General features: G+C 46.4%; 23 protein-coding genes and 1 riboswitch. Of the genes, 16 read left to right on the forward strand and 7 right to left on the reverse strand.

The features are described 5' to 3' along the window. Nucleotides 1-59: 59 nt before the first annotated feature. From DWX61_RS01125 to DWX61_RS01165, 9 genes are all read left to right on the forward strand, one after another. On the forward strand, nucleotides 60-452 hold the full coding sequence (locus DWX61_RS01125; protein WP_118623640.1) for a VOC family protein: 393 nt from the start codon (nucleotides 60-62) through the stop codon (nucleotides 450-452). A gap of 381 nt (nucleotides 453-833) precedes the next feature. After that, nucleotides 834-1844, forward strand: a complete 1011-nt coding sequence (locus tag DWX61_RS01130; protein WP_118623356.1) for a leucine-rich repeat protein — start codon at nucleotides 834-836, stop codon at nucleotides 1842-1844. A 177-nt stretch (nucleotides 1845-2021) separates the two neighbouring features. Further along, nucleotides 2022-3410, forward strand: a complete 1389-nt coding sequence (locus DWX61_RS01135; RefSeq protein WP_330674865.1) for a vWA domain-containing protein — start codon at nucleotides 2022-2024, stop codon at nucleotides 3408-3410. Beyond that, nucleotides 3407-4993 carry an AAA family ATPase gene (locus tag DWX61_RS01140; protein ID WP_118623358.1) on the forward strand — a complete coding sequence of 529 codons (1587 nt, stop codon included), beginning with the start codon at nucleotides 3407-3409 and terminating at the stop codon, nucleotides 4991-4993. Before DWX61_RS01135 ends, DWX61_RS01140 begins: the two co-directional genes overlap by 4 nt. 252 nt (nucleotides 4994-5245) lie before the next feature. Then, complete coding sequence (locus DWX61_RS01145; RefSeq protein ID WP_118512603.1) at nucleotides 5246-5980, forward strand: FadR/GntR family transcriptional regulator; 735 nt, start codon at nucleotides 5246-5248, stop codon at nucleotides 5978-5980. A 373-nt stretch (nucleotides 5981-6353) separates the two neighbouring features. Then, nucleotides 6354-7484 carry an Ldh family oxidoreductase gene (locus DWX61_RS01150; protein ID WP_118512762.1) on the forward strand — a complete coding sequence of 377 codons (1131 nt, stop codon included), beginning with the start codon at nucleotides 6354-6356 and terminating at the stop codon, nucleotides 7482-7484. A gap of 56 nt (nucleotides 7485-7540) precedes the next feature. Next, nucleotides 7541-8716, forward strand: a complete 1176-nt coding sequence (locus DWX61_RS01155) for an NAD(P)-dependent malic enzyme (protein ID WP_118512602.1) — start codon at nucleotides 7541-7543, stop codon at nucleotides 8714-8716. Between the two features lie 178 nt (nucleotides 8717-8894). Then, nucleotides 8895-9953, forward strand: a complete 1059-nt coding sequence (hisC, locus tag DWX61_RS01160; protein WP_118623360.1) for a histidinol-phosphate transaminase — start codon at nucleotides 8895-8897, stop codon at nucleotides 9951-9953. Nucleotides 9954-9969: 16 nt separating this feature from the next. Continuing rightward, nucleotides 9970-10470 (forward strand): COG2426 family protein, encoded by a 501-nt coding sequence (locus DWX61_RS01165; protein ID WP_118512600.1) that lies wholly within the window; start codon nucleotides 9970-9972, stop codon nucleotides 10468-10470. Between the two features lie 172 nt (nucleotides 10471-10642). On the opposite strand, the gene DWX61_RS01170 is transcribed toward DWX61_RS01165, so the two are convergent. Genes DWX61_RS01170 through DWX61_RS01200 form a run of 7 tightly spaced genes read right to left on the reverse strand, consistent with a single transcriptional unit; the run spans nucleotide 10643 to nucleotide 15482 of the window. Beyond that, entirely contained in the window at nucleotides 10643-11704 is a 1062-nt protein-coding gene (locus tag DWX61_RS01170) for a type IV pilus twitching motility protein PilT (protein WP_118623362.1), read from the reverse strand. A 4-nt stretch (nucleotides 11705-11708) separates the two neighbouring features. Beyond that, complete coding sequence (locus DWX61_RS01175; protein ID WP_118623364.1) at nucleotides 11709-12194, reverse strand: hypothetical protein; 486 nt, start codon at nucleotides 12192-12194, stop codon at nucleotides 11709-11711. Further along, nucleotides 12191-12643, reverse strand: coding sequence for a hypothetical protein (locus tag DWX61_RS01180; protein ID WP_118623366.1), 453 nt, complete (start codon nucleotides 12641-12643; stop codon nucleotides 12191-12193). The genes DWX61_RS01175 and DWX61_RS01180 overlap by 4 nt, the downstream gene beginning before the upstream one ends. Beyond that, nucleotides 12640-13134 carry a DUF4860 domain-containing protein gene (locus DWX61_RS01185; protein WP_118623368.1) on the reverse strand — a complete coding sequence of 165 codons (495 nt, stop codon included), beginning with the start codon at nucleotides 13132-13134 and terminating at the stop codon, nucleotides 12640-12642. Before DWX61_RS01185 ends, DWX61_RS01180 begins: the two co-directional genes overlap by 4 nt. Then, nucleotides 13131-13487 carry a hypothetical protein gene (locus DWX61_RS01190; RefSeq protein ID WP_118623370.1) on the reverse strand — a complete coding sequence of 119 codons (357 nt, stop codon included), beginning with the start codon at nucleotides 13485-13487 and terminating at the stop codon, nucleotides 13131-13133. Before DWX61_RS01190 ends, DWX61_RS01185 begins: the two co-directional genes overlap by 4 nt. 12 nt (nucleotides 13488-13499) lie before the next feature. Then, nucleotides 13500-14543 (reverse strand): type II secretion system F family protein, encoded by a 1044-nt coding sequence (locus DWX61_RS01195; protein ID WP_118623372.1) that lies wholly within the window; start codon nucleotides 14541-14543, stop codon nucleotides 13500-13502. Nucleotides 14544-14564: 21 nt separating this feature from the next. Next, a complete protein-coding gene (locus tag DWX61_RS01200) occupies nucleotides 14565-15482 on the reverse strand; it encodes a transglutaminase-like domain-containing protein (protein WP_182433922.1) in 918 nt (305 codons plus the stop codon). A gap of 129 nt (nucleotides 15483-15611) precedes the next feature. Then, nucleotides 15612-15699, forward strand: a riboswitch (cyclic di-GMP riboswitch). A 160-nt stretch (nucleotides 15700-15859) separates the two neighbouring features. On the opposite strand from DWX61_RS01200, the gene DWX61_RS19145 reads away from it, so the two are divergent. The 7 genes from DWX61_RS19145 to DWX61_RS01240 all read left to right on the forward strand — a co-directional run bounded on the left by DWX61_RS19145 (nucleotide 15860) and on the right by DWX61_RS01240 (nucleotide 22944). Then, nucleotides 15860-16855, forward strand: a complete 996-nt coding sequence (locus DWX61_RS19145) for an anthrax toxin lethal factor-related metalloendopeptidase (RefSeq protein ID WP_243119072.1) — start codon at nucleotides 15860-15862, stop codon at nucleotides 16853-16855. 250 nt (nucleotides 16856-17105) lie between these two features. Next, nucleotides 17106-18626: a transcription termination factor Rho gene (rho, locus tag DWX61_RS01215; RefSeq protein WP_118623374.1), complete on the forward strand. Its 1521-nt coding sequence runs from the start codon at nucleotides 17106-17108 to the stop codon at nucleotides 18624-18626. Between the two features lie 106 nt (nucleotides 18627-18732). Beyond that, complete coding sequence (gene rpmE, locus DWX61_RS01220) at nucleotides 18733-18936, forward strand: 50S ribosomal protein L31 (protein ID WP_118512592.1); 204 nt, start codon at nucleotides 18733-18735, stop codon at nucleotides 18934-18936. 92 nt (nucleotides 18937-19028) lie between these two features. Then, nucleotides 19029-20027 (forward strand): DUF1385 domain-containing protein, encoded by a 999-nt coding sequence (locus DWX61_RS01225; protein ID WP_118623376.1) that lies wholly within the window; start codon nucleotides 19029-19031, stop codon nucleotides 20025-20027. After that, the gene (gene prmC, locus DWX61_RS01230; protein WP_118623378.1) at nucleotides 20014-20901 is read left to right on the forward strand and encodes a peptide chain release factor N(5)-glutamine methyltransferase; all 888 of its coding nucleotides are present in this window, start codon (nucleotides 20014-20016) and stop codon (nucleotides 20899-20901) included. Before DWX61_RS01225 ends, prmC begins: the two co-directional genes overlap by 14 nt. Then, nucleotides 20894-21970 (forward strand): peptide chain release factor 1, encoded by a 1077-nt coding sequence (gene prfA, locus DWX61_RS01235; protein WP_118512589.1) that lies wholly within the window; start codon nucleotides 20894-20896, stop codon nucleotides 21968-21970. The genes prmC and prfA overlap by 8 nt, the downstream gene beginning before the upstream one ends. Before the next feature lie 56 nt (nucleotides 21971-22026). Continuing rightward, nucleotides 22027-22944, forward strand: coding sequence for a nucleotidyltransferase family protein (locus DWX61_RS01240; RefSeq protein WP_118623380.1), 918 nt, complete (start codon nucleotides 22027-22029; stop codon nucleotides 22942-22944). The last annotated feature ends 5 nt before the right edge of the window (nucleotides 22945-22949 follow it).

Here is a 22949-nt window from a genome sequence, read left to right on the forward strand (position 1 = left end):
AATTGCGAAGCGATTGTGTTTATGAGCATGTCAGATTTATGAAAGGATGGGGTTTTGAAATGAATTTAAAAGATCAGATGAACGGAATTCAGCACGTAGGTGTGCCGACCAATGACATTGAGACAACCATTAAATTTTATGAAGCACTGGGATTTGAGATCGCTTTTCAGACAGTGAACGAGGCTGCCAATGAGAAGGTTGCTTTCCTGAAGCTTGGAAATCTTGTGATCGAGACGTACGAGAACAAAGCTGCAAAAATGGAATCCGGTGCCATCGACCATGTTGCCATTGATGTGAAGGATGTGGAGAAAGTCCACGAGCTGGTAACAGCAGCCGGACTGAATACTACCAATGATGAAGTCCATTTCCTGCCGTTCTGGGAGAATGGTGTGAAGTTCTTTACTATCGAAGGACCGAATAAGGAGAAAGTGGAGTTCAGCCAGTACTTATAAGAAGTAAATAAAGTTGTGCTCATGGGTGTGAAACAGAGTATAATGCAGATGTTTATTTTGTGTTGCATACAGCCTGTCAGATATCAGATGAATTAAAGATCATCGTATGTCTGACGGGCTGTTTTATGTATCAGAAAGAATTTACGCACGGCAAAGATATCTGACGCAGGATTTCACATTCTGATGGGCTGGATTAAGATGCATTATTTTAGAGGAGTGCTATAGGGACATGGGAAAATTTCTTGCATGAAATGGATAATGAGACTACAATGAAATGCAGACGTGCTATAGAAGATCAGGATCAGCAGTAGATGAGATGATTCCTGAAGAATGAAAACGGGAAATGGATTTCGGATATCCGTTCACGTATAATGGAGAATTATGAAAATACATTACAGAATCAAAAATAATACAATAGAAATCATCCGTTGTTACGGTACCGATGACCGGATCGTGCTTCCGGAAGAGATCAATGGTCTTCCGGTAGTCAGTGCGGCGCCGTATGCGTTTTCGGCACACAAGGATGGTGAGGAAGAGGCGGAAGTCTGGGAAAATGAAGATACATTTTCGTTTGGAGAAGAGAGGCTTCTTGCCGGCGAAGAAGTGCAGGAGATCGTTTTCCCGGATACGCTGAAGGAAATCGGAAGATATATTTTTTATGGATGCAAAAAACTGGAGCGGCTGGAGTTTTCGGATACGCTGATGCAGGTGGGAACCGGGGCATTTACGGGATGCAGCGGGCTGAAGGAGCTTGTGATCCATCAGAAAAAGGGAATCAAATCCTGTGCGAAGGAGATTCTTGGGGAGTTATGGCAGAAAATCGATGTGGATTTTCTGTACGAAAATGGCGAGGCAAGTGGAAAACGTGCGCATATGGTTTTTCCGGAGCATTATGATGAGGCGGTGGAGAATACGCCTGCGAGAATTTTGTTTACGGAGTATCATGGATCCGGGACCAATTATCGGCAATGTTTCTATAATAAAGAACTGGATTTCGCGGAGTATGACAGCTTGTTTGATATGGCAGTGGTGATGGATAAGCTGGAGGTCCTGGTGGATATGAGCTTCGGACGACTTTGTTATCCGTGGCTGCTGAGTAAAAAAGCGAAGAAGCAGTATGAGGATTATATCCGGGGAAATCTTAAGGATATTGGGGAATATCTGGTGGAGAGCGGAAACTTAAATGGTCTGGAACTGCTTTCCCAGGAAAAACTCTGGAACAGAGAGGGCCTGGAACACAGTATTGATGTGGCTTCCGGAAAGAAGGATATGGAGATTTCCGCGTTTCTGATGAATGAGCGCAGCCGGATGCTGGAGGAAGAGCGGAAGGTGGCCGGGGAGACAGAAGATTCAGTTCGACCGGTGAGAAGGAAACAAAAATTTCAGTTGTAAGTTGGAAGTGCCCACTGATAACTGCGGAGTGACTGCACTAACTTTATAACATATGTGAGTATGTGAAAAATAAGTTGCATGTAGATAGATTACGATATTATGAAGTAGTAATGGCAATTATAGTAGTTTCTGAGAGAACTATAATGAAGACAGAATTGTGACAGCAGATCAGAGGGGGTGAGAATTCTGAGTGAAATAGAAATAACCGAAAATAACAAAAATAACAAAAATAACTATCTATCCGGTCAGGGATCCAATTCCCAGGAAGCAGCCCAGCGTCTCCAGGACATCGGCAGCAGCATCCTGCGGGCGGCAAGAGACGAGCTGTATCTGGGCATGCGCTTTCTGGACGTGGCGCTGAGCAGCTTTGTTTATCGGATGGATGGTTCGGTCAGTCCATTTGGAACAGACGGGGCTGTGATATACTTCCATCCGGCACAGCTTGGCGGGCTCTATAAAGAAAACAGGATTCTTGTGAATCGAGGATATCTCCATATGGTATTTCACTGCATTTTCCGGCACTTTGGGAAGCCGGGAATAGAGAAGCGTTTGTGGAATTTAAGCTGCGATATTGCAGTGGAGCATATGATCGACGGGATCTACCACCGCTCAGTCCGATATTCCAGAAGTCTTCTCCGGAGGGAAACCTACCGTCTTCTGGAAAAGGAAAAGAAGACGTTGAATGCGGAGCGGATCTACAAGATTTTGAAAGAACAGTTCCTGAAGGAAAAAGAACTGCTGCAGCTGGAAAAAGAGTTCTATGTGGATGATCACAAATACTGGGTCAACCAGCAGCCGAATCAGAAACCCAATCCCCTGATGAGCAAAAAATGGGAAGATATCAGCGAAGGGATCGAGACAGACCTGGAGACTTTTTCCAGGGAGGCAGGAGAACAGGACGGAGATTTTCTGGATCAGCTGAAAATAGAGAACAGAGAACGGTATGATTACCGGGATTTTCTGCGGAAGTTTGCGGTATTCCGGGAAGAGCTGACGGTAGATCCGGATAGCTTTGATCATAATTTTTACACCTATGGGCTTTCTCTTTATGGGAATATGCCGCTGATTGAACCCCTGGAAACCAGAGAAGTGAAAAAAGTTTCGGAATTTGTCATCGTGATCGATACCTCCATGTCCTGTTCTGGGGAACTGGTGCGGAGATTTCTGGAGGAAACTTACGGAATCTTAAGTGACAGCGGAAATTTTTTCCGAAAGGTAAATATACACATTATCCAGTGTGACGAGAAGGTGCATTCAGATGTGAAGATCACCGGCAGAGAAGAACTGCAGGATTACATGGATAGTCTGGAGCTTTACGGCGATGGGGGCACAGATTTTCGCCCGGCTTTTGCTTATGTGGAAGAGCTGATGGAGAAACGAGAGTTTGAAAATCTGAAAGGCCTGGTGTATTTTACAGACGGTTACGGCATTTTTCCGGCAAAGATGCCGCCATACCGGACTGCATTTGCATTTATGGGGCAGGAGCCGGAGGATGTGGATATCCCGGCCTGGGCCATGAAGCTGGTGATCACGGAGGATGAATTACAAGGAGAAGAAAGACCATGAACATAAAACGAGCAAAACAGGAGATCAGAGATTCCATAGAAGCATATCTTGCAAAAGACGAATTCGGTGAGTACCGGATCCCGGCAATCCGTCAGAGACCGATCCTTCTTATGGGCCCTCCGGGAATCGGAAAGACACAGGTTATGGAGCAGATCGCAAGGGAATGCGGGATTGCCCTTGTTTCTTATACTATTACCCACCACACCAGACAGAGTGCCGTGGGACTTCCTTTCATTGTAAAAAAGAATTACGGTGAGGAAGAATTTTCTGTCACGGAATATACCATGAGTGAGATCATTTCATCCGTTTACGACAAAATGGAAAAAACAGGTCTGAAAGAAGGCATCCTGTTCATTGATGAGATCAACTGCGTATCTGAAACACTGGCACCGATGATGCTGCAGTTCCTTCAGGGAAAAACCTTCGGAAACCAGAAGGTGCCGGAAGGCTGGGTAATCGTCACAGCAGGCAACCCGCCGGAATATAACAAATCCGTCCGGGAATTCGATGTGGTCACTCTGGACCGTATCAAGAAGATTGATGTGGAGGCAGACTTTGATGTATGGAAGGAATACGCCTACCAGCAGGGAATTCATCCGGCGGTGATCTCCTATCTGGAGCTTCGCAGAAAAAATTTCTACAGGGTGGAGAATACCGTAGACGGAAAGATCTTTGCCACAGCCAGAGGCTGGGAGGACCTTTCACGTCTGATCCAGGTTTATGAGATCCTTGGAAAAACCGTAGACCGTGAGGTGGTCAGCCAGTACATCCAGCACAGGATGATCGCGAAGGATTTCGCCAGCTATCTGGCTCTTTATTATAAGTACAGAACGGATTATAAAGTGGAGGACATCCTGAAAGGAAAGTGGGATTCCATTACCCTGGGTAAGATCCGCACGGCCTCTCTGGATGAGCATCTGAGCATTGTAAGCCTTCTCAATGGAAAGCTCAGCGAGCTTTTTACAGAATGCTATCTTACCGATGCCTATCTCACGAAACTGTATGATTATATGGTGTACTTCAGAGAAGCTCAGGACAGACTCACAGCAAAAAATCTCATGGAAAAAGCAGAGGCGGATCTTGAAAAGGACAAAAAGAGTGAGCTTCTTACAAAACAGCAGGAGCGTATACAGAAACGTGTTGTGTCATTCTTTGAAGATGCGTCCGGATTGGAATCAGCTTCGGAATCAACCGGATCAGATAAAACCGGATCAGGTTCAGAGTCGGCAGGAGGCAGAAGTGCTGCAGCAGAATCGGAAGTTTTATCGTCAAACAGGAACTATGAGTTTGTGAAAGCCCTCTTTGAATCCGAAACCGAAGCCTACGAAAACCGAACCGACGAAATATCCTTTACTCTTCAGAACGTTTTCGACTTTATGGAAGCTGCCTTTGGGGACAGTCAGGAAATGGTGGCATTTATCACGGAACTGAATGCCAACTACTATAGTCTTTGGTTCATTCGGGAGAACGGTTCCGACCAGTATTACAGGCATAATAAAGGTCTTCTTTTTGACGACCGCCAGAAAATGATTCTGGGTCAGATGGAGGAAGTGGAAAACATTCTCAATAATGGAATAATGTAATATGTCTTACCAATTTATTATTTACTATTGATTAAATTGGGGAATTATCGTATAATATTTACTATAAAAGTCCGGAAAATAGAGAGGGCAAATAGTCAAAATGCACAGACTGGCTGAATAGCTGCAGAGCGATTATATGGTGCAGAACTGCATGATGACTGAGAATGGTGAATATCCACTTGTCTATATTCCGGGATTTTTATGTAAAGGAAGGCAACACAATAATAAAGGAAGGCGGCCGAAACGGACGACATGTTTACAAAGATTACAGAAGAACGAGCATTTGACGGAATATTAGTGCAGATCATAGAAAATATCCGGCGGGGAGAACTGAAGCCGGGGGACACTTTACCTGCGGAACGTGTTATGGCAGAATCACTGGGAGTTTCCAGACCTGCTGTCCGTGAAGTCCTGCGGGCACTGGAGCTGATGGGAATTGTCACAACGGTCCGCGGCGGAGCCAACTATATTACCGAGAATATGGATCAGTGGCTTTCTGCACCACTGGCCCTTCTTTTTCAGCTGAATAACAGCCATGTACAGCAGGTGCAGGAACTTCGTTCTGCGCTGGAGCAGGAGGCTGCGCTTCTTGCAGCCGGGAAGTGTACAGAGAAGGATGCATTAGATCTGCGTTCCATCCTGGCACAGCTGGAGAGCTCAGAGGACGAGAAAGCTCGTGCAGGTCTTGATAAGAAGCTTCATACGAAGATCGGCAGGATCGCAGGGAATCCTATGATCTATAATGTTCTGGATGCGGCAGCGCAGCTGACAGAGGAGATCATTTCCGGTACCCGAGCTTATATTATGCAGAAACATAATTCCGCTCTTGAGGTGGATGACCAGCACAGAAGACTGGTGGAAGCCATTATTTCCGGAGACCGGAACCAGGCGGAGAGGCTGATGCGCGAACATATGGAAACCATTGAGAAATATATAATGGAGATCGCACAGCAGCAGGGTGAGAACAGCCTTGTATTTCATCGCTGATCCACTTGAAAAAAATAAATAAAATTTCAGTAAAAATCCCGTTAATCTGGTAAGACCACTATTGATTTTGGTAAGACCGCGTGCTATAATAGGGAATGTATTGGTAATACCAAAAAGTTTGATATTATGGCAGCATCCCGAAGGCTTCATGAGACGAGACAACATAAGACGAGACAGCTTGAGACGAGACAACATGAGACAAGACAACGTAGGATGAGACAGCACAAGTTGAGGCAGCATGAGGCAGGACAGCGTAAGACGAGACAGCACAGGATGAAGGTTACTGTACCCCTGCAGTATTATATAAAGTATGCTGCGGGTCACAGCGTGGGCAGTAACCTGCCGGACATATCAGGAGAAAGGACTTGCGATTATGGGATATGTAAAATGGAGTTATGACACACTGAACCATTTCTGCGGAGATGTTTTTAAAGCATTTGGCTTTTCTGAGGAAGAAGGAAGTATCATTAAAGATGTTCTTCTGACTGCTGATCTGTATGGAATCGAGAGTCACGGAATGCAGAGAATGGTTCGTTACCATAAAGGAATTGAGAAGGGGACTATTCATCCCCAGGCGAAACCGGAAGTTGTTTTTGAGACACCGATTTCTGCTGTGATAGACGGACATAATGGAATGGGCCAGCTGATCAGTCATTTTGCCATGGAAAAGGCAATTGAGAAGGCGAAGACAACTGGTGTGGGAATCGTAAGTGTACGAAATTCCAACCATTTCGGTATTGCAGGATATTATGCGAACATGGCCTGCCATGAAGGACTTCTTGGAATGGCATGTACCAACTCCGAGGCGATCATGGTACCGACCTTCGGAAGAAAGGCTATGCTGGGTTCCAACCCGATCGCAGTTGCTATGCCTGCAGACCCGTACCCGTTTTTCTTTGACTGTTCGACAACAGTTGTAACCAGAGGTAAACTGGAAATGTATAATAAGATGGGCAAGCCTCTTCCGGATGGCTGGGCACTTGACAAAAACGGTCATGCCAGCAATAATGCACCGGATGTACTTGCAAACATCGTAGCCAAGAAAGGCGGCGGAATCATGCCTCTCGGCGGAAACGAGGAAGTCAGCGGAAGCCATAAGGGATATGGCTATGGAATGCTCTGTGAGCTGTTCAGCTCTATTCTTTCCATGGGCGTTACCTCCGACAAGTGCTGTACGTTCCCGGATAAGACCGGTATCTGCCATGGATTTATGGCGATCAACCCGGCGGCATTCGGAGATCCGGATGCGATCCGCAAGCATTTTTCAGAATACCTTGAGGCACTTCGGGAGAGTCCGAAGGCAGACGGTCAGGACAGGATCTATACACACGGCGAGAAAGAGGTAGCTGCTGAAAAAGACAGAAAAGAGAATGGCATTCCGGTCAACGACAATACCATGGTAGAGCTTGCTGATCTCTGCAGTTATCTGAAGCTTGATTTTGGTTCTTATTTTGAAGGCTATGAGCTTCCGAAGGACAGTAAATTCTTCGATGGTAATTATTAATTCAGGTAATCCTTTTGAAATGAAATATATCATAATTATCCAAGGAGGAAAAGAAAATGGATTATGCAAAAGAGTCATTAAGACTGCACGGAGATTGGAAAGGTAAGATCGAGGTTGTTACAAGAGTGCCGGTTGAGAATAAAGACGACCTTTCTCTTGCATATACACCAGGTGTAGCTCAGCCTTGCCTTGAGATCCAGAAAGATATCAATAAATCCTACGAGCTTACAAGAAGATGGAATATGTGTCTTGTTGTAACAGATGGTTCCGCAGTTCTTGGTCTTGGTGACATCGGACCGGAAGCAGGTATGCCTGTAATGGAAGGTAAATGTGTACTGTTCAAGGCATTCGGCGATGTAGACGCATTCCCGCTTTGCATTAAGAGCCATGATGTAGACGAGATCGTAAATACTATTTACATGATCTCCGGATCCTTCGGTGGTGTTAACCTTGAGGATATCTCCGCTCCGAGATGCTTTGAGATCGAGAAAAAACTGAAAGAGAAATGTGATATTCCGATCTTCCACGATGATCAGCACGGAACTGCAGTTATCACACTTGCAGGCCTGACAAACGCTCTGAAGGTTGTCGGAAAGAAGAAAGAGGATGTTCGTATCGTTATGAACGGTGCAGGTGCAGCTGCTATCTCTATCTGCAGACTTCTTCTGAAAGCAGGCTTCAAGGATGTTACACTCTGCGATAGAAAGGGTGCCATCTATGAGGGACGTACAGAAGGAATGAACCCGGTTAAGGAAGAGATGAGCAAGCTCACAAACCTTCAGAAGAAACAGGGATCTCTTGCAGAGATGCTGGTTGGCGCGGATGTATTTATCGGTGTTTCCGCTCCTGGAGCAGTTACAACAGAGATGGTTAAGACCATGAACAAAGATGCCATCATCTTCGCATGCGCAAACCCGATACCGGAGATCTTCCCGGATGACGCAAAAGCAGGCGGAGCAAAGGTTATCTCCACAGGAAGAAGTGATTTCCCGAACCAGATCAACAACGTTCTTGCATTCCCTGGAATCTTCCGTGGTGCATTTGATGTAAGAGCAAGTGATATCAACGATGAGATGAAGATCGCAGCTTCCAAGGCTCTTGCAGATCTGATCACAGATGAGGAGCTTTCTCCGGAGTATATCATTCCGAAGGCATTCGACAAGAGAGTCGGACCGGCTGTCGCAAAAGCAGTAGCAGAGGCAGCAAAAGCAACAGGCGTAGCACGTATCTGATCTTAAGCGCCTGACACGAACCAAAACAGCCCTTCATTAAGAAGAATATATCAGACACCCGTACTCTGTAACCCGGTACGGGTGTCTTTTTGTTTCCCGGCAGGTGGTATTACCCTTTGACAAATGTCCTCTCAGTGAGTACAATAGCAAAAGAATATGATAGGAGGTTAAGCACAGCATGAAACCATGGGAAGCTAATATACGAAAAGTAGTGCCGTATACTCCTGGCGAGCAGCCAAATGAGAGCGACATGATCAAACTGAATACAAACGAGAATCCATATTCACCGGCTCCGGGTGTTGAGAAGGCGCTGAAGGCCCTTGATGCCGATACCCTGAGACTTTATCCGGATCCGACAGCAGGAGACCTGGTACACAGTATTGCCGCGTTCTACGGACTGAAGGATGATCAGGTATTTACAGGCGTTGGTTCCGATGACGTACTGGCTATGTGTTTTCTCACATTTTTTAATTCAGAGAAGCCGATTCTGTTCCCGGATATCACCTATTCCTTCTATGATGTATGGGCAGATCTTTTAAGGATCCCATATGAGCGCCCGGTATTAGATGAGGAGTTCCATATCCGTAAAGAAGATTATTTCCGTGAAAACGGCGGAATCGTATTCCCTAACCCCAATGCACCGACCGGCGTGGAAATGCCTCTTTCCGAGATCGAGGAGATCGTAGCAAAGAATCCGGAGAGTATCGTGATCGTAGATGAGGCGTACGTGGATTTCGGAGCAGCATCCGCACTGCCGTTGATCGAAAAATATGATAATCTGCTTGTTGTGCAGACCTTCTCCAAGTCCAGATCCCTGGCAGGAATGCGTATTGGATATGCCTTCGGAAATCCGGAGCTGATCAAATATCTCAATGATGTGAAATATTCCTTTAATTCCTATACCATGGATCGTGCTACTATCGCAGCTGGTGTGGCATCTATGGAGGATAAGGCATATTTTGAGGAATGCTGCCATAAGATCATTACAACAAGAGAGTGGACAAAGGCAGAGCTCAGGAAGCTTGGATTTTCCTTCCAGGATTCCAGATCCAACTTTATCTTTGCCACACATGAGAGCTGTCCGGCCAAAGAGCTTTTCATAGCACTGCGGGAGAAACATATCTATGTAAGATATTTCCCGAAGGACAGGATCGACAATCATCTCCGTATCACCATCGGTACCGATGAGGAGATGAAAAAACTGGTGGAATTCCTGACGGAATATCTGCAGAAATAACAGTTAAGGAGGTATTATGGAAGTACTGGTACAATGGTTTTCACACCACCTTGCACAGTTTATCTCTCCCGAGGGCGCTGTGTTCATCATTTCTATGATCCCGATACTGGAGCTTCGAGGCGGTCTTCTGGCAGCCTCTCTGCTGAAGATATCGGCTGCGAAGGCACTGCCGATCTGTATCGTGGGAAATATTGTTCCGATTCCGTTTATCCTGCTTTTTATCCGGCAGATTTTTAAATGGATGAAAAAAACAAAGACGTTCAGAGGTCTGATCACAAAGCTGGAAAATAGAGCTATGGGAAAGAGTGACCAGATCAAGAGGTATGAATTTCTTGGACTTTTGCTGTTTGTGGGAATCCCTCTTCCGGGCACAGGAGCCTGGACAGGTGCACTGATCGCCTCTCTTCTTGAGGTGGATATCAAAAAATCCTCCATTGCGATCCTGTGCGGACTTTTTATGGCAAGTGCCATTATGTATATTGTTTCTTATGGAATTGTAGGAAATGTAGTGCATTGACCGACCGCAGAGAAGGAATGTCTTTCTGATCGAAATCGGATTGAAAATAAAGAAATCCCTTACCGGATCTGTAAAATGATATGTGTTCTGTATTCTGGAAACATATCAGATATTGGTAAGGGATTTTTTTATGTGCTTTTACATATCAGGCAGATGTATACAAAGAAGATCCTTACATAAGTCTGCGCTTCAGCATGTCAGCGTTTAAAGCGTATTTCAGAGCTGTATCCCTGGTGATACGGCCTTTTTTATATAATTCCAGAAGGCTCTGGTCCATAGAACGCATCTGCTCCTGACCGGATGTGGAGATCACGCCTTCGATCTGGTGTACTTTATTGTCGCGGATCATATTGCGGATGGCAGGAGTCAGGCGCATGATCTCGAAAACAGGAATGTTGCGTCCGTCCACATCCGGGATCAGCTGCTGGGAGATCACAGCCTGAAGGACCATGGAAAGCTGGAGGGCGATCTGATGCTGCTGGGATGGCTCAAACACGTCCATGATGCGTTCAATGGTGTTGGCTGCTCCCAGAGTATGCAGGCTGGAAAGGACAAGATGACCGGTTTCCGCAGCGGTCATGGCAGTCTGGATGGTTTCATGATCACGCATCTCTCCAAGAAGGATCACATCCGGGCTCTGGCGTAGTGTGGCACGAAGAGAAGTCAGATAGCTTTCGGTGTCGGTACAGATCTCGCGCTGGCTGACGATACAGCGATCATGGCGGTGGAGATATTCCAGAGGATCCTCCAGAGTGATGATGTGGCCTTCCCGGGTATGGTTGATCCGGTCGATCAGACAGGCCATGGTGGTGGATTTGCCGCTTCCGGCAGAACCGGTAACAAGGACCATGCCACGGGTATATTCGGAGATGTTCATCACATCATCGGGAATGGAAAGTTCTGCAGGATCCGGCAGCCGGAAGGCGATCACGCGGATCACGGCAGCCAGGGAACCACGCTGCTTGTAGGCATTGACACGAAATCTGGAAACACCGGGAATAGAAAAAGAAAAGTCATCATCACCGGTTTCCATAAGACGGGATATATCGCGGTTTTCCGCAAGTCCGTAAATGGTGCGGAGTAAATTTTCTGTCTGATCAGGCATCAGCCTGTCACCACGGTCCAAAAGATGACCGTCGATTTTTTCTGCCAGGGGGCGGCCGGCGATGATAAAGATATCAGAGACACGCCGGTTGGCAGCTTCTGTCAAAAATTCAGGAATAGAGGTATCCATAGGTTTATTCTCCTTTAAATACATTCTGGTGGTTGTCAGGTTGCCAGGATCCGGTAAGCTCTGTGTTCCATTGCAGGATCTGATAAGCAGAAGAGCTTTTTTTATGCGGGTAAAAAATCTCAAGCACTACAGAAAGCTGTTGTGTCTCGGAAATTCCAACGGAGAGGGAAAGGGTGTGGCTGTGGGGATCCCAGCTGAGATCGTCCCTTGTGTCCGCAAGCTTTTGTACCATGGAAAAATATCCGGTCTCATCGGAAGCTTTTTCCCTGTATTGCTCCAGATCATCACGGATTTCTGAAACGGTTTCCGTGGCATCTGCGCAGCCGGTGTAATAATTTTCGGTCTGTTCCATAGAATGTCTGGCTGTGTTAAGACTGGATCTGGAGCTTCCAAGAGTAAGCAGAGCAAGTACACAGAGACACAGTACAGAGAAGATAAGAAACAGGGAAGGAATGCCGACAGTTACAAAAAACGTATGCTTCTGTTTCAATGTACAGCCTCCCTTCTGTAATCATCAACAGGAAAACGCAGGGTGATCCGGTAAAGCTCACTGCCGTTGGAAAGCTGCCGGAAAGAAAGCTCGCCGGATTTTTCTGAAGAAGAAATATCTGTTTCCAGGATCATTTCACAGGCGGCTTCTCCGGAAGAGCAGCTCTGCCAGTTACGGTTATAATACCAGATCAGGCTGGTGTCCTTTTTGATGCCCCCCGGAAGCAGAGAGAGGATTTGTTCATCGGTTCCGTCAGTGCCTTCCAGTACCTCGCCCACGGAGGTTGTGAGAGCCTGGATCTGGTTCCACTGTTCTGCCTGGAGCCGGCTTTTCCGTGCTGCCGCGAAGATCTGGATGCAGGCAGCTGAGGAAAGTGACAGAAACAAAAGGGCAAGGATCATTTCCATCAGAAAAAGGCTGGTACCGGAATTATGTCTTGATTTTTTCATGATGCCTCCTTTTGGGCAGTGCGATGAAGCAGGAATTCCGAGCGGATCCCTGTGGTACTTTCCAGGGAAAAGTGGTAAAAACCATTTTCCATTTCCGAAAACCGGAAATCGGAAAGCTGTGAGATGACGGTCCCTGCATCAGAGCTGGCCTGAGAGCCTTTTGCAGTGAAAAGCTCCATCAGACTGTCATTTTTCAGGTAAATATACGTGATATATTCTTTTCCTTTGATATCGTCCCGGAAACAAAGAGCCGGAATATCATCCAGGGAACCGGAAAAAATCTCATCGCCGCGGTCGTGCTGCCGGAATTTGGTAGTCAGATAAGTTGCTGCAGTCCCAAGCTCGGAATCGGAGTCAGTCTGTTTCACAGTCTGCTGGTAAATCCGGGCGGAAAATAGCAGCATCAGTATAAGGAACAGAACAAAAACACCGAAAAGAAGAAGCGAAAAAAGAGAAGAAACGGAATGTCCGGTGTTCTTCCGGTGATTCATGAGGCATTCCCTCCTTTCGCACTGCCGGACAGAGCAATTACACTGATAGACGGCAGGAGATTGGAACCGTTAGGAACATATTCTACTACGAATTTGGTTTTGTCATAAGTGATATGATAATCCGAGAGAAGCTGGGACAGGCTTTCTGGGTATGTACCTGTGAGGGCATAGGTGCGGATAGCGCCGTTTTTTAGCGCCTGCTCCAGAGCGTTCTGTTCTTTTTGCACAGCCTGGTCGGAGGTGCTGCTGACACCTGCCACAAACAAGGTGCAGGATAAAACCAGAAGCAGCGCCGGAAAGAGAAGAAAAAATGTTCTGAGAAATTTTGTTCTGCGGCTTTCAAAAAGTTTCATACGGTCACCACCTTACATTGCAAAATCTGAGAGGATCCCCAGAAGCGGCATCATGACGGATAAAAGGACCAGCCCCACAAGAAGAGACAGCAGGATCACGATGGTAGGCTCCACAATAGAGACTGCCTGAGAAATCAGATCTATGGATCTTTCGGTGTACTGCCGGGAAAGCCTGCGGAAGGTTTCGTCACTGGAACCGGAATAGAAGGATATCGTGATGAGACGGCCTTCCATGCCGCCGAACAGACCGGATTCTGTAAGAGCCCTGGAAAAGGTTTCTCCGCTATCCAGGATAGAGGAAGCCTTCCGGAGTCTTTCGAGTATCACCGGCTGTGAGATCAGATCCTTTGTAAGCTCCAGGCTGGTTTCCGGGGAAAGTCCGCTCCGAAGTCCCAGGGAAAGGCCCTGGGTCAGACGACTGTAATCCATGGCAACCGGGATCTCACGGAAAAACGGGAGATGGATGGCCATTTTTCGCAGCTGGCTGTGGCCTTTTTCCGTAAGACTGAAAAACAGGATGCAGCCAATGAGGACTGCGGCGAGGATCAGAAAAACAGAAGAATACCGGCTGATCACGTTGCCTGCATTCAGAAGTCCCCGGGAAATCCCGTTCATTTCCATTCCCATCTGGTTAAATACCTGTTGAAATACCGGCAGGACTTTTATCAGAAGGACCAGGATCACAACAGCCATCATGCCAAGCATGAGCAGCGGATAAGTGACGGCAGACCGTATCTGTCCGGAGATTTCTTCCTCCTGTTCATAGTGGGAACTGAGACTTTCCATGATCTCATCCAGGCAGCCGGTTTCCTCGCCGGTCCGGACATAGGCGGTCATGGATGAGGGAAAGACCCCGGATTCGTCAAGAGCCCGGGAAAGAGAACCGTTTTCTTCCACGGAACGGATCAGGGGTGTGAGGATCTGCCGGTCTGCATCGGTCTTGCTCTCGTCACAGAGGATGTGAAGTCCTTCAGCTGTGGATATGCCGGAATGCAGAAGCATTCCCATCTGCCCGCAGAAACTGGATAATTCCCGGGCTGTCAGTTTGTTTTTCATAATAATGTCTCCTTTAGTGGGTCAGCGCGTGAACTGTACCGTATAATTGCTTTCATCACCGATATATTCCTGGATCGCTTCATCACCATCACTGTTGGCGTCAAAGGTGGGATCCATCAGCTTCCAGGTGTCTCCGTCAAAAGATACTGCCTTTGTCACCCAGCCTCTGCCACGGATATAAACATCGATCCATGCATGCTTCACATCACCGGAATAGCCGATCTGAAGCTTGCAGGGAATGTCCTGGCTGCGGAGCATTGCAGTAGTCAGTGCGGCGTAATCGAAACAGATCCCTGTGCCAGTGTTTAAAGTATCATCTACATCAGGAAGATAACCGGCTTCGACAGAATCGGCTTTGTCATAATCGTAGGAAATATGACTGGTAACATATGTATAGAAGGTTTTCAGGATGTCGATGTCGGTCATGTCCTCTTTGACAAGAGAGGCTGCCAGTTTGCAGGCTTCATTTTTGGAAGAAAAGTCCACGTACTGGTTTGGATACAGAAACGGAAGAAATTCATTCTGAAGCTTTACTGTGAGCGTTTCCGTGTAAAGGGCGGCGTACTGGTTTCCATCTACCTGCTGATAGCAGGTGATGAGATACTCACCGGAGCCTTCGGAAAAAGGAAGTACCGCCTGTTCATCTGGTTCCAGAAAATAGGAATAGACCACACCGGAGGGAGCGGTAAGCTGAATGTTCATGCGGGAATCATCGGAATCGGATTCTGCAGTCAGATATCCCTGATCCTGATTGGAAATATCCAGGATCAGAGGGGAGCTGCCCAGTGTTTTTTTGCCGGGGGCCTCCGGGGTGAGGACTCTGGCCGGAGAATATACCGGAGGTTCTTCATCGGAGGAAGGAGAATTTCCACAGCCTGCCAGCAGGATTCCGAAAAGCAGCCATACAAAAAAGAGACGGACTGGTAAAAATTTTGACATAGTTTCCGTTCTCCTGTTATATCATGCTTTCTTTTTGAACAGTATAGCAGATTCCGTGAAAAAAAGACAGGAGCAGAGCTCAAAATGCAGGGGAAAATGTTGACATTTCAGGGAAAAAAACATATACTATACATATAAGGGCAAACCTGTTGAAAGACAGGGACGCAAAGCCATGGGTCTAAGGTCCGAAGGATGACTATGACAGCCGGTTGCCGCATTAAATTCCGATTTAATGACGTATTCAGATAACATCTATGAACAAGGATATGTGTTTTAATGCGGCCGTTTATTTTGTTAGAATAAGCGGCTTTTTTGATGCCTAAAATCCGGTTTAAGGTGGAAACTGAAACGTCGGCTTTCAGAAAGGTGTGAATGATATGAAAAGAACAGATATTCGTAAAATTTTTACAGGCAGGAAAAAAGCTTTGGCAGGATGTCTCGCAGCTGTTATTGTACTGGCAGGTGGCTTTAATGTCTGGCAGTCGTCACAGGTTCCGGAGTTTCCGGATTTTACAGATCCGGTAATGGAAACTACCATCACAGAGGATGACACTCCACTTGCTTCAAAACCGAAGGTGACTACCAAAACGACTTCAAATACCAAGACAACCAGAAAAAAAGTTAAGCTGAAAAAAGCGGCGACCAAGACTTATACCAAGAAGCTTCCGACTACCAATAAGAAGAGTACGACCACAAAGAAAACAAACAGAAATACAACCGTAAAAACATTAAAGACAGTTAAGACTGCAACAACACAGAAATACACAAAGAAATCAAAAACAGCCGTTCAGACACGGAAAGTGACTACAACCATTCAGACGACCACAACAGTCAGGGCAGCTGCAGGTACTGCCGGCAAAGTGAATGCAGCTTCCACAAAAGAAGTAGAAAACATCAGCATGGACAGCAAATATTCAGTAAGCAATATTGCTTCCATTGCACCGAAGATGGACAGCAGGGTGCTCAATGCCTACAAGAAGCTTGGATTTACTGTAACGGTTGATCCGTCTGTTAACTACGGAGGCTGCTTTAACGCACATTCAAGAAGCATCATCCTTCGTTTTGAGAATGAGACAGTCTACCATGAACTGGGACATTTCCTTGCTTTTGTTGCGGGAAACGTAGACAGAACAAGTGCTTTTGCTGCAGTTTATAACAGCGAAAAATCCAAATTTACAGGTATCAACAGAAGCTATGCAACGCAGAACAGTTCAGAATATTTTGCAGAATCAGTGCTTGAGTATGTAACAAGCCCGTCAACACTTAAGAGACAGAGACCAAAGACGTATGCAGCGATCGTGGAGGCTCTGAATAAAATTACCGATGAACGTGTCCAGAGAGTCATGGATATATACGGACCGTTCTGGAGCTAAAGAAGAAGCATACAGAAACGTTGGATCTGTCCGGGAGATATCTCCCGGGCAGATTTTTTTCTTTTTTGTGAGAAAATTATAAAAAAAATGTCGATAAATATTTCTTGCAATAGACTCTATAAGGTGTGTATAATGAAACATAAGCTGAAAACACGCTTTCATTCAAAAAAAGTGCAGCCATGTCAGGTTGTATCTGATTCCATAAACAACAAATATATAATTTATCAGATTTAAGAATAGAGGATTTAATATGAGAGAAAAGTATGAATCATTGTCTCTGGCGGTGCTGAAGGATCTGGCAAAGGCGAGAGGGATGAAGGGGATTTCTACTCTGAGAAAACCGGCACTGATCGAGCGGATGCTGGAGGAGGACGCCAAAGAGTCCGACAGAGGAAATTCTGAAGAAGTACACAAAAGTACACCGGCAGAAAATACTGCAAAAGAAAAAAGCTATGATTCGGAAAAAACAGAATATCGTACCCGTCCGGCAGGGGAAGGTCTTCAGGAGCAGCGGAAGGAATATCGTAGTGATAAGAATGAGCAGGAACACAGAAACACAAATATCCGCAGAGAGTACAATCGTGAATATAACCGGGAATCTGTAAGGGAGAACGGGAATGTCCCGTCAGAATCTACCCAGCTGGACAGTGGTGAAAAGGCTAACGGGATCCTTGAGGTTCTTCCGGATGGATATGGCTTTATCCGATGCGAGAATTATATGCCGGGTGAGAATGACATTTATGTGTCTCCTTCCCAGATCCGACGTTTTAATTTAAAGACCGGTGATATCATCCAGGGAAATATCCGCATTAAGACTCAGGGAGAGAAGTTCAGCGCCCTTCTTTACGTATCTTCCATTAACGGTTTCCATCCGAGTGAGGGACAGAGACGATATAATTTTGAAGATATGACACCAATCTTTCCGAATGAGAGACTTGTCATGGAACGTGCAGGCGGCACAACGGCCATGCGTATCGTGGATCTGATCAGTCCTATCGGAAAGGGCCAGCGAGGAATGATCGTATCTCCGCCAAAGGCAGGTAAGACAACCCTTCTGAAAGATGTTGCCAAATCTATCCTCAGGAATAACAGAGATATGCATCTGATCATTCTTCTGATCGATGAGCGCCCTGAGGAGGTTACCGATATCAGAGAGGCGATTCAGGGACCGAATGTGGAAGTGATCTATTCTACCTTTGATGAGCTTCCGGAACATCATAAGAGAGTTTCCGAGATGGTTGTGGAGCGTGCGCGCCGTCTTGTAGAGCATAAACAGGATGTGATCATTCTTCTGGATTCGATCACACGACTTGCCAGAGCCTATAATCTGATCATCCCGCCAAGCGGAAGAACCTTATCCGGTGGTCTTGACCCGGCGGCTCTCCATATGCCCAAGAGATTTTTTGGCGCAGCTCGTAATATGCGCGAGGGCGGAAGCCTGACGATTCTGGCAACCGCACTTGTGGATACCGGAAGCAAGATGGATGATGTTATTTATGAAGAGTTCAAGGGAACCGGTAATATGGAGCTTGTCCTGGATCGTAAATTACAGGAGAAACGGGTATTCCCGGCCATTGACATCCAGAAATCCGGAACCAGAAGAGAGGATCTGCTTCTCAGCAAGGATGAACAGGAAGCGGTTTATATTATGCGGAAAGCTCTCAACGGAATGAAAGCGGATGAGGCAGTAGAACAGATCCTGAATACCTTTGCCAGAACCAGGAACAATGCAGAACTGGTACAGACTGTAAAGAAACAGAAATTTTTATAAAGTCCTTGCATTTTAGGGAAAGCTATGTTATACTTAGCAAGCTGTTTAAAATGGAATTCGTCAATTGAATACGAATAATATTAAAATATATAGAGAGGTGAAAATCATGAGAGAAGGAATCCATCCGAACTACTATCAGGCAACTGTAACCTGCAACTGCGGAAATACTTTCGTAACAGGTTCTACTAAAGAGGACATCCATGTTGAGATCTGTTCCAAATGCCATCCGTTCTACACAGGACAGCAGAAGGCTTCACAGGCTCGTGGACGTATCGATAAGTTCAACAAGAAATACGGCCTGAGTAAGTAATTATTGCGAATACAGGAAATGAGAAGGTTGAGGTTGGGAAATCTCAACCTTTCTTTAACTGAAAAATTTTTGATTTGCACAGGAGAGAATGAATGAGATCATCGAATATTGGCGGACAGGCGGTCATGGAAGGCATCATGATGCGTCACAAGGACAAATATTCTATTGCAGTGCGCCGCCCGGATCAGGAGATCGAGCTGAAGGTAGAGGATTATAAATGTATCTTTGGAAATCATGCATTTCTGAAGAAACCGATCATCCGCGGTGTGGTAAGCTTTGTGGATTCTCTTGTGGTAGGTACGAAATGCCTGATGTATTCTGCGGAGATCGCAGGAGACGAGGAAGATGAAGAAACAGCCAGGAAGAACGAGCAGCTTACAGAAGCAGAGCGTTCTGCAAAGAAAGCCAAAGAGGATAAGCAGTTCAAGTGGCTTCTTTACATTACGGTAGCTGTCTCCATGGTGGTTTCTGTAGCTGCTTTTATGTTCCTTCCGTATGTACTGGCCAGTCTGATCCGAGGGGCAGGTGCTTCGGAATTTCTGGTCACCGTAGTGGAAGCTTTTGTGAAACTGGCACTGTTTATGGGATATATGTTCCTGATCTCCAGAATGAAGGATATCCAGAGGACATTTATGTATCACGGTGCGGAACACAAATGTATCAACTGTGTGGAGCACGGTCTGCCTCTGACGGTAGAGAATGTGTTAAAGAGCTCCAGGCTTCATAAGCGTTGTGGAACAAGCTTTTTGTTTCTGGTCATGCTGGTAAGTATTGTGCTGCATTTTGTGTTTGTGGCGGTGCCGTTTTACTGGGTGAGACTGCTGGGAAGACTTCTCATGGTACCGGTAGTTGCGGGGATTTCCTTTGAGATCATCCAGTGGGCAGGAAGAACAGACAGTAAATTTGCGGACATTATGAGTAAACCAGGTCTTGCCATGCAGAAATTCACCACAAAGGAGCCTACTGCAGATATGGCAGAGGTAGCCATCAAAGCAGTTGAGGCTGTTTTTGATTGGAGAGCCTATCTGAAAGAGGAATTTGACCTGGACATCCCATATGAGACAGAGGAGACAGAAAATGCAGACTCTTGAGTCCCTTCTGAAAAAAGGTACAACAATACTGAAAGATAATGGATTGGAAGAAGCCGGGCTGGATGCCTGGCTCCTTCTGGAATTTAAGACCGGAAAGAATCGGGCATACTATTTTGCGCATGGAGACGAATCGGTGTCTGATGAGACCGCAGCAGAGTATCTTACGCTGATCGGCAGGAGGGCAGGACATATTCCTGTACAGCAGCTGACTCATCAGGCTTTTTTTATGGGATATGAGTTTTATGTAAACGAAAATGTGCTGATCCCGAGACAGGATACGGAGACTCTGGTGGAAGAGGCTTTGAAACACCTTGGAAATGTGGAAAAACCGGAGATCTTGGATATGTGTACCGGCTCCGGCTGCATCCTGCTCAGTCTTCTTCTGGAACGGCAGGATGCCTGTGGGACCGGTGTGGATGTTTCGCCGGAAGCACTGGAAGTGGCAAAAAAGAATGCCGGTATTCTAAAGGTGGAGAACCGGGCGGACTTTGTGGAAAGCGATCTGTTCTCGGCACCGTATTTTTGTGAAAAAGGTGGAAAAGATAGTGGGAAATATGATATCCTTATTTCAAACCCGCCTTATATCGCAACAGGAGAAATTGAAACACTGATGGAAGAAGTTCGCCTTCATGATCCGAGGAAGGCACTTGACGGAATGGAAGACGGGCTTTATTTTTACAGAAAGATTACCGCAGAAGCCGGAAGGTACCTGAAACCGGGCGGATGGCTTCTATATGAGATCGGCTGCACCCAGGGGGAGGCGGTCAGTACAATGATGAAAGCAGCCGGTTTTACCGGGGTTCAGATCGTAAAGGATCTGCCGGGCCTTGACCGTGTGGTGCTTGGACAGAAACAGGAGGAAATACATGTTTGATAAACTGGATGATCTGCTGGTACGTTTTGAAGAGCTTCTCAATGAGCTGGGAGAACCGGGAGTAACCGACGATCCGGCACATTTTCAGAAGTTGATGAAGGAACAGAGCGACCTGCAGCCAATCGTTGAAGCATATAAAGAATATAAGAAAAACAAAGAAACCATCGAGGACAGTCTTTCCATGCTGGAGAGCGAGAAGGACGAAGAGATGCGTGAGATGTTGAAGGAAGAGCTTTCCGATGCAAAAAAGAGAGTGGAGGAGCTGGAGCATGAGCTGAAGATCCTTCTTCTTCCGAAGGACCCTAACGACAGCAAGAACGTTATCGTTGAGATCCGTGGAGGTGCAGGCGGTGATGAGGCAGCACTTTTTGCAGCAGAGATTTATCGTATGTATGTGAAATACGCGGAGTCCCGCCGCTGGAAAACCGAGATGCTCAGCCTCAATGAGAACGGCATCGGCGGCTTCAAGGAGGTTACCTTCATGATCAAAGGTGAGGGTGCATATTCCAGACTGAAATACGAAAGCGGTGTTCACCGTGTACAGCGAGTACCGGAGACAGAGTCCGGCGGAAGGATCCATACCTCTACCTGTACGGTAGCGATCATGCCGGAGGCGGAAGAAATTGATTTCCATCTGGATCTCAATGAGTGTAAATTCGATGTGTTCCGTGCATCCGGAAACGGTGGTCAGTGTGTCAACACCACAGACTCCGCAGTACGTCTTACTCATATCCCTACAGGAATCGTGATTTCCTGCCAGGATGAGAAGTCTCAGCTTAAGAACAAGGATAAAGCACTTCGTGTGCTCCGTTCCCGTCTGTATGAGATGGAGCTTGCAAAACAGCATGACGCTGAGGCAGAGGCAAGGAGAAGTCAGATCGGTACAGGCGACCGCTCCGAGAAGATCCGTACCTATAACTTCCCTCAGGGACGTGTAACAGACCACAGGATCAAGCTTACCCTTCATCGTCTTGAGAATATCCTTAACGGAGATCTGGATGAGATCATTGACAGTCTGATCGCAGCAGACCAGGCAGTGAAGCTGACAAAGCTGAATGAACAGGAGTAAGCGCTGATTACAGCTACAGAGTTCAAAAAATTATAATAAATCAGGAGGAAACGAAAATGAAAAAGACAGCATTGGTGATCATGGCAGCCGGTATCGGCAGTCGTTTTGGAAAAGGAATCAAGCAGCTTGCACCGGTAGGCCCGAAAGGCGAGATCATTATGGACTATTCCATCCATGATGCACTGGAGGCAGGATTCAACAAGGTCGTATTTATCATCCGCAAAGACCTTGAAGATGAATTCAAAAAGGTAATTGGAGATCGTATCTCCAAAATTACAGAAGTTGCTTATGCATTCCAGGAGATCGATGATCTTCCGGGCGATTTTACAAAACCGGCAGACCGTACCAAACCATGGGGAACCGGACACGCTGTGCTGGCAGCAAAGAAAGTCCTTTCCGAGCCATTCGCTGTTATCAATGCAGATGACTACTATGGAAAAGAAGCCTACGTAAAGGTGCATGACTACCTGGTACAGGATCATCCGCAGGATGGCCCGATGCACATCTGCATGGCAGGTTTCCGCCTTGGAAATACATTAAGTGATAACGGAAGCGTCACAAGAGGAGTGTGCCATATTGAGGGCGGCAAGCTTGTGGGCGTTACAGAGACACATAACATCTTCAAGACAGCAGACGGCGCAGAGACAAGAAATGACGATGGTACAGCAGAAACGCTGGATACAAAGAGCCTTGTTTCCATGAATATGTGGGGACTGACACCGGAATTTATGGAGATCCTTGAGAAAGGCTTCGTTGAGTTCCTTGGTGGGATCAAAGAGGGAGACATCAAAAAAGAGTATCTTCTTCCTGAGCTTATCGACCAGCTGATCCATTCCGGAAAAGCAGCGGTAGATGTTCTTGAGACAAAGGACGAGTGGTTCGGTGTTACTTATCAGGAGGATAAGGCATCTGTACAGGCTGCATTCAAAAAGCTTACAGATGACGGCGTTTATCCGGAAGGACTGTATCAGTAATAAAG

This window comes from Ruminococcus sp. AF20-12LB (genome assembly GCF_003478985.1).
GTDB lineage: Bacteria > Bacillota > Clostridia > Lachnospirales > Lachnospiraceae > Blautia_A.

What these genes read in the sequence shown, in the direction of transcription:
- DWX61_RS01125 (WP_118623640.1), top strand. Translation starts at nt 60, where the DNA reads ATGAATTTAAAAGATCAGATGAACGGAATTCAGCACGTAGGTGTGCCG.
- DWX61_RS01130 (WP_118623356.1), top strand. Translation starts at nt 834, where the DNA reads ATGAAAATACATTACAGAATCAAAAATAATACAATAGAAATCATCCGT.
- DWX61_RS01140 (WP_118623358.1), top strand. Translation starts at nt 3,407, where the DNA reads ATGAACATAAAACGAGCAAAACAGGAGATCAGAGATTCCATAGAAGCA.
- DWX61_RS01145 (WP_118512603.1), top strand. Translation starts at nt 5,246, where the DNA reads ATGTTTACAAAGATTACAGAAGAACGAGCATTTGACGGAATATTAGTG.
- DWX61_RS01150 (WP_118512762.1), top strand. Translation starts at nt 6,354, where the DNA reads ATGGGATATGTAAAATGGAGTTATGACACACTGAACCATTTCTGCGGA.
- DWX61_RS01155 (WP_118512602.1), top strand. Translation starts at nt 7,541, where the DNA reads ATGGATTATGCAAAAGAGTCATTAAGACTGCACGGAGATTGGAAAGGT.
- hisC (WP_118623360.1), top strand. Translation starts at nt 8,895, where the DNA reads ATGAAACCATGGGAAGCTAATATACGAAAAGTAGTGCCGTATACTCCT.
- DWX61_RS01165 (WP_118512600.1), top strand. Translation starts at nt 9,970, where the DNA reads ATGGAAGTACTGGTACAATGGTTTTCACACCACCTTGCACAGTTTATC.
- DWX61_RS01170 (WP_118623362.1), bottom strand. Translation starts at nt 11,704, where the DNA reads ATGGATACCTCTATTCCTGAATTTTTGACAGAAGCTGCCAACCGGCGT.
- DWX61_RS01180 (WP_118623366.1), bottom strand. Translation starts at nt 12,643, where the DNA reads ATGAAAAAATCAAGACATAATTCCGGTACCAGCCTTTTTCTGATGGAA.
- DWX61_RS01185 (WP_118623368.1), bottom strand. Translation starts at nt 13,134, where the DNA reads ATGAATCACCGGAAGAACACCGGACATTCCGTTTCTTCTCTTTTTTCG.
- DWX61_RS01190 (WP_118623370.1), bottom strand. Translation starts at nt 13,487, where the DNA reads ATGAAACTTTTTGAAAGCCGCAGAACAAAATTTCTCAGAACATTTTTT.
- DWX61_RS01195 (WP_118623372.1), bottom strand. Translation starts at nt 14,543, where the DNA reads ATGAAAAACAAACTGACAGCCCGGGAATTATCCAGTTTCTGCGGGCAG.
- DWX61_RS01200 (WP_182433922.1), bottom strand. Translation starts at nt 15,482, where the DNA reads ATGTCAAAATTTTTACCAGTCCGTCTCTTTTTTGTATGGCTGCTTTTC.
- DWX61_RS19145 (WP_243119072.1), top strand. Translation starts at nt 15,860, where the DNA reads ATGAAAAGAACAGATATTCGTAAAATTTTTACAGGCAGGAAAAAAGCT.
- rho (WP_118623374.1), top strand. Translation starts at nt 17,106, where the DNA reads ATGAGAGAAAAGTATGAATCATTGTCTCTGGCGGTGCTGAAGGATCTG.
- rpmE (WP_118512592.1), top strand. Translation starts at nt 18,733, where the DNA reads ATGAGAGAAGGAATCCATCCGAACTACTATCAGGCAACTGTAACCTGC.
- DWX61_RS01225 (WP_118623376.1), top strand. Translation starts at nt 19,029, where the DNA reads ATGAGATCATCGAATATTGGCGGACAGGCGGTCATGGAAGGCATCATG.
- prmC (WP_118623378.1), top strand. Translation starts at nt 20,014, where the DNA reads ATGCAGACTCTTGAGTCCCTTCTGAAAAAAGGTACAACAATACTGAAA.
- prfA (WP_118512589.1), top strand. Translation starts at nt 20,894, where the DNA reads ATGTTTGATAAACTGGATGATCTGCTGGTACGTTTTGAAGAGCTTCTC.
- DWX61_RS01240 (WP_118623380.1), top strand. Translation starts at nt 22,027, where the DNA reads ATGAAAAAGACAGCATTGGTGATCATGGCAGCCGGTATCGGCAGTCGT.